We start from the raw sequence: 9989 nt of genomic DNA on the forward strand, positions 1-9989 counted from the left end.
ATAATAATATTAATGATTTTGTAAATTTCTATCAGGCAATGGATGTTTTGATTATGGACGACGTTCATAATTTTGCCGGCAAAGAAAAAACTCAAGATATTTTCTTCCATATTTTCAACCACCTGCATCAATCAGGTAAGCAGTTGATCATTACTTCAGACAAAGCACCTAAAGATCTATCTGGTCTGGAAGAACGTTTGTTGTCTCGTTTCAAATGGGGCTTATCAGCTGATCTTCAGATTCCTGATCTTGAAACTAGAATGGCTATTCTTAACAAAAAAATGTATTTTGATGGCATTGAACTTCCTTCTGAAGTAATTGAATATGTAGCTCATAATATAGACAATAATGTTCGGGAGCTTGAAGGCGCTATGGTATCGTTATTGGCTCAATCAACCCTCAACAAGAAGGAGATTGATCTGAATCTGGCTAAATCAATGCTTAAGAATTTCATCAAGAATTCAAGTAAAGAAATTTCAATGGAATATATTCAAAAACTTGTATGTGAGTATTTTGAGGTTCCTATTGAAATGGTGAAATCTAAAACCAGAAAACGCGAAATTGTTCAGGCTCGTCAAATTTCAATGTACCTGGCAAAGCTTCATACTAAAACTTCATTAAAGTCAATTGGTGCTTTCTTTGGCGGACGCGACCACTCAACAGTGATTTATGCCTGTCAAACGGTAGATGATCTGATTGATACAGACAAAAAATTCAAAGGCTATGTAGCCGATATTCAAAAGAAACTAAAAATGAGCTAAATGCTCTTTTAAGCTCAATTTTATTCCCTTATTTTAACATCTCATAAGCCAAGGAATTAGTTCTGGTTTATGAGATTTTTTATTAGTAATTACCTGAATATTAACTATTTACTTGCTTTTATTCGCATTTATTCCTTAATTGCTTGTTGTATTTGTACTTGCTTTATCATTCCTGTGAAATAATAAATGAAAACATTATTCCTTTTAGTACTGAGCATCATTATCTTTTCTTCCTGTTCAAATTCAGTATCAGATGATTATTCTGGCTGGGCCAATTATGGCGGTACTAAAGATGCTAACCGATATTCGTCTCTTGATCAAATCAATGTAGAGAATGTTAAGGAGTTAAAGGAGGCATGGGTTTTTAATACAGGCGATAAAGATACTGCCAACCGAAGTGAGATGCAGTGTAATCCGATTGTTATTGATGGAACATTGTATGTAACTAGTTCAAAATTGAAGTTATTTGCCTTAGATCCAGTAAGCGGGAAACAAAAATGGGTTTTTGATCCTTCAGAAAATTTAACAGAAAAGATTGGGTTTGGTATCAACCGTGGTTTAATGTACTGGCAAGATGAAAAAGGAACCGATAGGCGTATTTTTTATGGCGCGGCCTCTAAACTTTATGCAGTGAATGCAATAAATGGTGAGCCCATGAAAGATTTTGGTAATGGGGGATCAATTGAATTGAAGGAAGGTCTTGATATTCCTGAATCGCAGGATGGATCTTTGCTCCTCAAAACTCCGGGAGTAATCTTTAAAGATCTTTTAATTGTGGGGATGAGTCTTTCTGAAGATGCTGATGCCTTGCCTGGACATGTCCGAGCATTTGATGTCAGAACAGGGAAACGTAAATGGATATTTCATACCATCCCGCAGCCAGGTGAATTTGGATATGATAGTTGGGAGGATAAGGAAGCATGGAAAAATATTGGAGGTGCAAATAACTGGACGGGTATGTCGCTTGATGAAGAGCGAGGTGTAGTTTATGTGCCAACAGGTACTGCATCTCCCGATTTTTATGGAGGAACCCGTAAAGGATCAAATCTTTTTGCGAATAGTATTATTGCTCTAGATGCTACTACCGGGAAGTATATCTGGCATTATCAGGTAATTCACCATGATCTTTGGGATCGCGATCTACCAGCGGCTCCCAATCTAATTACAGTAAAGAATAACGGAAAAAATATTGATGCATTGGCCCAGATTACCAAGCATGGCTACATTTATTTACTAGATCGTACAAACGGGAAGCCTATTTTTCCAATTCCGGAAGTTCCGGTTCCTCAAGAAGCGCTCCCCGGTGAAAAACCCTGGCCAACTCAGCCGATACCAACACTCCCAGAGTCATTTTCAAGACAGAAATTCGGCCCGGAAGATATCAGTAACATAAGTCCTGAAACCCAAAGAGAATTGACTGAAAGGTATGTTCAGATCAAAAATAGAAAACAGTTTACCCCACCATCTAAAGAGGGTAACTGGATGTATCCAGATTTTGGTGGAGGTGGTGAATGGGGAGGTGCTGCCGTGGATATGGAAACTAAGATTCTATATGTCAATAGCAATGAAGTACCCTCAACTCAGATTATGCTTGATGCTCCGCAAACCGAAGGGTCAGGCATTACACCTGGTAGAGCAGTTTACAATAAACATTGCATCAGTTGTCATGGACCCCAATTAAAGGGCAGCGGAACTGAATATCCTTCTTTGAAGAATTTAAATAAGAAGTATAATGCAGTACAGTTAAGTCAAGTTATTCAACAAGGCCGGAACAGAATGCCTTCATTTAAGCATGTGCCTGAATCAGAACAAAAATCAGTGATTGCATTTTTACTGCAAATGGAAGCTGGATACAAAGAAAAAAACGCGCTCGTCAAAACTCAGGTTACTAAGAAAAGTCAGATCCCGTTCATCATGAAAGGCTATGATCGTTTTGTGGATAAGGATGGTTATCCAGGTATCAAACCTCCATGGGGCACCTTAAATGCTGTTGATCTAAATAGCGGAAAGCTTTTGTGGAAAGTGCCTTTGGGTGAATATGCAGAATTGATCAAAAGTGGATTGGGAATAACCGGGTCACGTAATTATGGTGGACCACTAGTTACAAAGGGAGGACTTATATTTATTGCAGCAACTCCAGATGAAAAGATAAGAGCATTTGATAAGAAATCTGGTAAAATGGTTTGGGAATCTAAATTACCTGCGGCAGGCTTTGCGAGTCCTGCTACCTATAGGATAGGTGGAAAGCAATTCCTGGTAATTGCTTGTGGAGGTGGTAAATTGGGCGCAAAATCAGGCGATAGTTATGTTGCCTTTGCATTACCTGATGTTAAGAGTAATTGATCTTTATTCGAAAAACTACTTCGTTCTTTCCGCTTTCCGCTTTCCCCTTTCCGCTTTAACCTTTCAGCTTTTAGCTTTCCCCTTTCCCCTTTCAGCTTTAACCTTTCCACTTTCCCTCAACTACCAGCTACCACTAGATCCCCCACCACCAAAACTTCCGCCGCCAAAGCCACCGAATCCGCCACCTCCACCACCAAAGCCACCCCCGCCACCAGAAAATCCGTCGAATCCACCACTGTTACCTCTGCCCAGCTGTGAACCCATTAATAGCCACCAAAATGGACTTGCACTTCCACGACCGCCAATTACTTCACTTCCTCCTCCCCCTTTTTTGATTGCAAAGAGTATGATAATAATCATGATGAATATAAATCCAATTCCACTTCCGCTTTTTCTAGCTTTTTTCTTAGGAGCATCGTTTTTATATTCACCTTTTGTGTACGAAATGATTGCATTTGTACCTTGATCTAGGCCTGAAAAGTAGTCGCCAGTTTTGAAATTTGGAGTGATCTCACGTTCAATGATTCTTTTGGTGATCGCATCAGGCAATGCACCCTCTACGCCATAACCCGTTTGAATGGTTACTTTTCTGTCGCCAAGTGAGATAAGCAATAATACCCCATTATTATTTTTTGCACCTCCAATTCCCCAGGCTTCTGCTAGTCGAACGCCATAATCTGCTACATCGTAACCCTCTAAAGATTTGATCAGAACTACCGCAATTTGGGTGCTTGTTGAATCATTAAAGGCAACTAATTTTTGCTCAAGCTGATTGATCTGTTCTGGTGAAAGAGTTTGGGTATAATCATTCACAAGTTGGTTAGGTTTTTCCGGGAAAGTTTGTGCCAGAAGCACTACACTTAAAAATAGAAATACGACTGTAGATATTAGGTGTTTAAATTTCATTTGAAGCTTTATTGAATTATAAATTTCACTATTTACCATCCATCTGAGTGATCTCATTCGGTAATTCATTCACATCTCCATCAAGGTATGGAAAAAATGTTTGGAGCTGTTCACCCGCAATTTTTATACCTGCAATGATTCCGCCAGTCATATTTCCTTCCTTGAAATAGCCTAACATTGCATCCTTGGTGCTATCCCAAAAATCATGTGGAACTAATTTATTAATACCTGCATCACCAATTATCGCAAATTGCTTATCCTGAGTAGCAATATAGATTAGAACGCCATTCCTTTGAGCCGTTTTGTCCATTCCAAGTTTTTTGAAATAGGTTGCAGCACGATCCAGAACCGGTTCGCTACAAGTTTTCTCAACACATATTCGGATCTCTCCTGATGTGAATCGTTCTGCTGATTCAACAGCCTCACTGATAAGCTGTTGCTCTTTTTCACTAAAAATTGACATTGCTTAAATTTAAATCGCCGGAATTTAATTCCGGCGATCAGTGTTAATGAATAAATAAGGTTAGCTATACTTAAAACTCAACCTTTGGAGCTTTGTTTGCACCGGCTTCTGCCTGGAAATATCCTTTGGTTTTAAATCCAAACATACCTGCAGTCAAGTTATTTGGGAACGTTCTGATTGAAGAGTTATACTCTTGTGTTACTGTATTGAATTTTTGACGCTCAACAGTAATTCTGTTTTCAGATCCTTCCAATTGTGCCTGAAGCTCAAGAAAATTTTGATTTGCTTTCAGTTCAGGGTATGCTTCAACAGTGGCAAGTAAGCGCCCTAAAGATTGGCTTATAGCCCCTTGAGCTGCCTGAAATTGCGCGATTGATTCTGGAGTAAGTTTGGTCGGATCCACATTAACTGAAGTAGCCTTGGCACGTGCCTCAATAACCTGAGTTAAGGTTTCTTTCTCAAAATTTGCAGCTCCTTTTACAGAGTTTACCAGATTTGGTATAAGATCTGCCCTACGTTGGTATACATTCTCTACCTGAGCCCATTGTGAGGTTACCTGCTCATCTAATTTAACCATGCTGTTATATCCGCAAGAGCTTAATGAAAGTACTGCGAAGAATCCAATGATATTCAATACTATTTTTTTCATAATTAATTAATTTTTCACTAGTCTATAAATTTACACTATAGGATTCAAATTTCATACCTTTGTTACATATCCAGGATAATACCTGGCAAAAAATATGATCAAAGAAATTGAACTGGTTCTCCTTCCGGAACACTCTGATGACGAGAATTTCATCAGAGACTCAGCATGTAAGTTATTAAATATCAGCTCTGAACGTGTAAAAAACGTGCAAATTCTTAAGCGGTCAATCGATGCACGTAGCCGAAAAGTTGTATTCAGAATAAGGTTAAATGTTTTTATTGATGAAGTTTTTGAACCTGAAATTATTGCAGATTCTTATCAAAATGTCAGCGACAAAAAGCCGGTTTTAATTATCGGGGCTGGTCCTGCAGGTTTATTTGCTGCTTTGAGATGTATTGAAATTGGACTAAAACCTATTATTATAGAGAGGGGAAAGGATGTTAAGCAGCGCAGGAGAGACCTTGCTTTAATTAATAAAGAAGGCATCATTAATCCCGATTCAAATTATTGCTTTGGCGAAGGCGGCGCAGGCACTTATTCGGATGGGAAATTATATACTCGGTCCAATAAACGTGGTGACATTCACTATGTACTAAAAACATTTGTATCTCATGGTGCCACAACAGATATATTAGTTGATGCACGACCTCATATAGGTACAAATAAGCTCCCTAATATCATTGTATCAATTCGTGACAGAATTCTGAATGACGGTGGCGAAATTCATTTTGATTGTCGTGTGACAGATTTGATAATTTCTGGGAGTACTCTAAAAGGTGTTCTAGTTGGCGATAAAAAGTTTGAAGCTGAAAGCGTTATACTCGCAACCGGACATTCAGCCCGCGATATATATTACTTATTAGAAAAACACAATATATTAATTGAAGCTAAACCTTTTGCCCTTGGAGTCAGGATCGAACATCCTCAAAATATCATTGACCAAGCTCAGTATCATTGCAGCGATCGGGGGCCTTATTTACCTCCTTCTTATTATAGTTTAGTAGAACAGGTTGATAACAGAGGGGTATTTTCTTTTTGTATGTGCCCTGGAGGGATTATTGCCCCATGTTCTACCGATCAGAACGAAATTGTGGTTAACGGTTGGTCGCCATCTAAACGTAATAATCCGTTTGCCAACTCCGGAACAGTAGTTCAGATCAATATGGAGGATGTTCCAGGGAGTATTGAGGATCCGTTTAAAATGCTGAAGTTTCAGGCTGAGATTGAACAGCTTGCATTCAATGCAGGAGGTGGTCAATTAGTTGCGCCAGCTCAGCGTATGGTTGACTTTGTGAATAACAGGTTATCTACAGATCTGCCAACTAATTCTTATATTCCCGGAACAAAGTCTGCTGATCTGGCATCTGTATTGCCTGGATTTATCTATAAAAGATTACAGAAGGCATTGCCGGTATTTGGGAAAAAGATGAATGGTTATTATACAAATGAAGCCATTTTGGTTGGTGTTGAATCTAGAACATCATCACCTCTACGAATTCCCAGAGATAAAGAAACCTTGCAGCATCCTCAGCTTATGGGGCTATTCCCATGTGGTGAAGGGGCTGGTTATGCAGGCGGGATAGTTTCTGCTGCAATTGATGGAATGAACTGTGCGGATGCTGCTTTCAAAAAAATGATTTAATACTAAACTAAAAATAAAGACATGAAGAAGACACTCATTTTGGGAGCAAGTACTAATCCGTCACGTTATTCTAACCTTGCGGCACATCGCTTGGTTGAGCATGGTCATCCGATAGTGAATGTAGGAATGAAGCTAGGCGAGGTTGCAGGTGTGCCAATTGAAATGCCCGAAACCATTCATCATGATCTCGATACAATTACTCTATATCTGGGTCCGGATAATCAGATTCCCTATTATGACTATATCCTGAAATCTAAACCAGATAGAATTATATTTAATCCCGGCACTGAAAACCCCGAACTTGAAGAATTGGCAACAGCGCAGGGAATACAATGTGCAGAAGCTTGCACCTTGGTTTTACTTGCTACGGGTCAATACTAGATAGTTTGAGCTAGTATTTTAACTGTAAAAAATCTGATCAATAAAATTTAGTGTTTTTTGGAATTAGTGATTCTTTTCCATGATTAGATTAATTAGTGCTGTGCTCTAATGCGCAAAATTGAAGATAACAATCAATGGTAGGTTAAAATAAATTGCAATTAGCGAATTGGGTTTGTGGTATAATTGAAAACTTTTCTGTTTTGTAGGATTAAAGATTATAGCATAAACCGTTCAAAAGATTCGCAGCTAAAAAGAATATGCAAAAATCTATATTTTTCTTACCATCCAACTTTCGAAATTGAATCTACTTTAGTAAGGATCAGGTCTGCAATATTCTTCATTCCCACGTCTCCAGGATGATTAGCGACACCCTGATCGGTTATTTTATACTTTAAGCCATCTGCGCCAATCGCATCTTCTCCAATAAATGATTTGTTAATCTGTGTATCCAATTGCTGTAATTTAACAAAAGGTATCTTTCTTAACTGAGATTCAGCAATCAATGCCTTATTAACAGGGTCATTCTGCCAAAAAGTACCAGCGATTACAATTTTTGCATTAGGGGCCTTTTCTTTTATGTATGATATAAATTTTGTGAATGACTTGTCAAAATCAGTTGTTTGCAAAACGTTTTCACCCAATTTAATGATTATCAGGTCAGGAGTTTGTACAAAATACTTCTCTAAGTTCTTCAAATCAAATACTGTATGAGACATTTCAAAGTCGCTTATATTTACAGGAGTCACTTGGGCTTTTAATGCTGTACCAATGATATGAGAGAAATCTTTACTTTGAACACTGGCGGCCATACCCCAATTTCCATACCAACCAACTTGAGGTCTAGGGGCATGTTTTGTCATGCTATTGCCGAGTATAAGAATATTCTTAAATTGAATGGGAACAACTTTAGTGTCCTCTTTTACTTGACATGAGGCATATAAAATAAACACAATAAAAGCTATCGATATTTTTTTCATACTACTAAAGTAGCGAAATTTTGTCTACACTAATCAGCCCAATTAAACAAATACAGCTTTAATTAATGCTTTGATTCACAATTCTCATCTCCTTTGGAAAGTAGTTATTCAGTCGGTTATCCAAGATCTTGGCCCAGCCTAGTGCTTGTTCTTTATAGCACATCAATGCCCAGCCTCTGTGATCTGAATCTAGTCGTAGCTCTTCTCGCTTTAGATAGGATATCGACTGCTCATGGGTCAGGTTGATCCGGTGAACAGCAGGGGTATTTAAGAGGCTTACTGCCAGTTCATGATTTGGAACCAGGTCTTTTCCCATGACCTTCCCAATTCTAATGCCTGATTTTTTGAGATAAATCCTGGATTGTAGATAAGACAAGTCTGCTTCAAGTCTGGCAGGAATAGCAAAAAACTCCTCTTGCAGATTTATTAATCTGATATCGGGAGAATCTATCAGCCATCTTTTGATAATTTCTTCGTTCTTTATATTCACTGTATTTTCTCTAGCTCTCCTAATTTGCGGGAATGCACTTATTGATTTCTTTCTAAAAGCAGCAATAAAAAATCCTTCTCCTTTTACTTTGTGAGGATAGAATCGATATCCATAACATCGATGATCATCAGATTGAGTTTCCACGATTCCCCATTCAGTTTCTGTTGGTATTCTGATGCTTTCCAGCTCGAAAGTTTCAAAAAGCCAGTCCGATATTTCTTCATTTTCTTGTTTAGAATAGGAGCAGGTAGAATAAATGAGGGTCCCGTTTTGTTTTAATGATTCAATTACGTCGGCAAGTATGCGCTGTTGCCGTTGGCTGCAAAGTTGTACTGCACTTTCCGACCATTCATTAATTGCTGCAGGATCTTTTCTGAACATGCCTGAGCCAGAACAGGGTGCATCAACTACTATTACGTCGAAATAACCTTCGAGTCTTTGAAAGTCTTTGGGATCGTTATTACTGACAAATGTATTTTCTGGCCCCCATTTGTTCAGATTGTCGCAAAGTACCGGTACTCTGGTTTTGATGATCTCATTGGCCAGTAGTAAGCTGTCTTTAGTTAATAAAGAGCTAATTAAAGTACTTTTTCCTCCCGGGGCGGCACACAAATCAAGAACTTTTTGATTTTCTGATAGGTCAACAGTATTTTTTAGAACATGCTCCAAAAACATCGACGAAGCCTCTTGCACATAATAGCAGCCTGCATGAAATAAAGGGTCTGCTGTGAATGAAGGGCGTTCTGTTAGATATCTACCAGTAGTACACCAAGGTATTTGCTCAGAATTTGCAAAAGCATGCGAAGGTTTCAGCGGATTTAGTCTTATAGAGGTCAGCTGTTCACCATTAGTATGTATTGCGATAAATTCTTCTTCTTCAATAGGATAGTTTTCTTTTAAAGATCGAATGAGTGCCGGAGGAAGTTTGCTTGTCATAATTGATTCAAAAATACAGGAATACTTGGTAAGACAAAGAACCAAGAACCAGGAACCAAGAACCAAGACAAAGGATCAAAGACAAAGGACAATTCAGTGCTCATTTGAGATTTACTGCTTTTTTCAGATAACAGACAACAGACAACAGAGCCAAGAACCAAGAGCCAAGACTTTTAAGGCTAATTTGAAAATTTCTGCTTCTTTCAGACCTCGGACCTCATACCTCAGATAACAGACAACAGAACCAAGAGCCAAGAGCCAAGACTTTTAAGGCTAATTTGAAATTGCTGCTTCTTTTAGACCTCAGACAACATACCTCAGATAACAGATAACAGATAACAGATAACAGAGCCAAGAACCAAGAGCCAAGACTTTTAAGGCTAATTTGAAATTGCTGCTTCTTTCAGACCTCAGACCTCATACCTCAGATAACAGACAACT

9 protein-coding genes are annotated in these 9989 nt (G+C 38.5%); 4 read left to right on the plus strand and 5 right to left on the minus strand.

Annotated elements, in window-relative coordinates:
* Together ACIQZ6_RS10410 and ACIQZ6_RS10415 are read left to right on the plus strand one after the other, a co-directional pair.
* Window positions 1–761 (plus strand): chromosomal replication initiator protein DnaA (locus ACIQZ6_RS10410; RefSeq protein WP_395810818.1); only part of this gene is annotated, 761 nt, incomplete at its 5' end.
* Window positions 762–947: 186 nt separating this feature from the next.
* Window positions 948–3104 (plus strand): PQQ-binding-like beta-propeller repeat protein, encoded by a 2157-nt coding sequence (locus ACIQZ6_RS10415; protein WP_395810820.1) that lies wholly within the window; start codon window positions 948–950, stop codon window positions 3102–3104.
* A gap of 120 nt (window positions 3105–3224) precedes the next feature.
* Here ACIQZ6_RS10415 and ACIQZ6_RS10420 read toward each other — a convergent pair whose 3' ends face one another.
* The 3 genes from ACIQZ6_RS10420 to ACIQZ6_RS10430 all read right to left on the minus strand — a co-directional run bounded on the left by ACIQZ6_RS10420 (window position 3225) and on the right by ACIQZ6_RS10430 (window position 5122).
* The gene (locus ACIQZ6_RS10420) at window positions 3225–4010 is read right to left on the minus strand and encodes a TPM domain-containing protein (protein ID WP_395810822.1); all 786 of its coding nucleotides are present in this window, start codon (window positions 4008–4010) and stop codon (window positions 3225–3227) included.
* A gap of 28 nt (window positions 4011–4038) precedes the next feature.
* Window positions 4039–4473: a TPM domain-containing protein gene (locus ACIQZ6_RS10425; protein WP_395810824.1), complete on the minus strand. Its 435-nt coding sequence runs from the start codon at window positions 4471–4473 to the stop codon at window positions 4039–4041.
* Between the two features lie 70 nt (window positions 4474–4543).
* On the minus strand, window positions 4544–5122 hold the full coding sequence (locus tag ACIQZ6_RS10430) for a LemA family protein (RefSeq protein WP_395810826.1): 579 nt from the start codon (window positions 5120–5122) through the stop codon (window positions 4544–4546).
* Window positions 5123–5216: 94 nt separating this feature from the next.
* Here ACIQZ6_RS10430 and ACIQZ6_RS10435 point away from each other — a divergent pair, with 94 nt between their 5' ends.
* Window positions 5217–6764, plus strand: a complete 1548-nt coding sequence (locus ACIQZ6_RS10435) for an NAD(P)/FAD-dependent oxidoreductase (protein ID WP_395810828.1) — start codon at window positions 5217–5219, stop codon at window positions 6762–6764.
* Between the two features lie 21 nt (window positions 6765–6785).
* Entirely contained in the window at window positions 6786–7145 is a 360-nt protein-coding gene (locus tag ACIQZ6_RS10440; protein WP_395810830.1) for a CoA-binding protein, read from the plus strand.
* Window positions 7146–7423: 278 nt separating this feature from the next.
* Here the strand turns inward: ACIQZ6_RS10440 and ACIQZ6_RS10445 are convergent, their stop codons facing one another.
* The gene (locus ACIQZ6_RS10445; RefSeq protein WP_395810832.1) at window positions 7424–8122 is read right to left on the minus strand and encodes an SGNH/GDSL hydrolase family protein; all 699 of its coding nucleotides are present in this window, start codon (window positions 8120–8122) and stop codon (window positions 7424–7426) included.
* A 58-nt stretch (window positions 8123–8180) separates the two neighbouring features.
* On the minus strand, window positions 8181–9548 hold the full coding sequence (locus ACIQZ6_RS10450) for an RNA methyltransferase (RefSeq protein WP_395810834.1): 1368 nt from the start codon (window positions 9546–9548) through the stop codon (window positions 8181–8183).
* Window positions 9549–9989 lie beyond the last annotated feature (441 nt).

Source organism: Daejeonella sp., from assembly GCF_044348475.1.
Classification (GTDB): domain Bacteria; phylum Bacteroidota; class Bacteroidia; order Sphingobacteriales; family Sphingobacteriaceae; genus Daejeonella.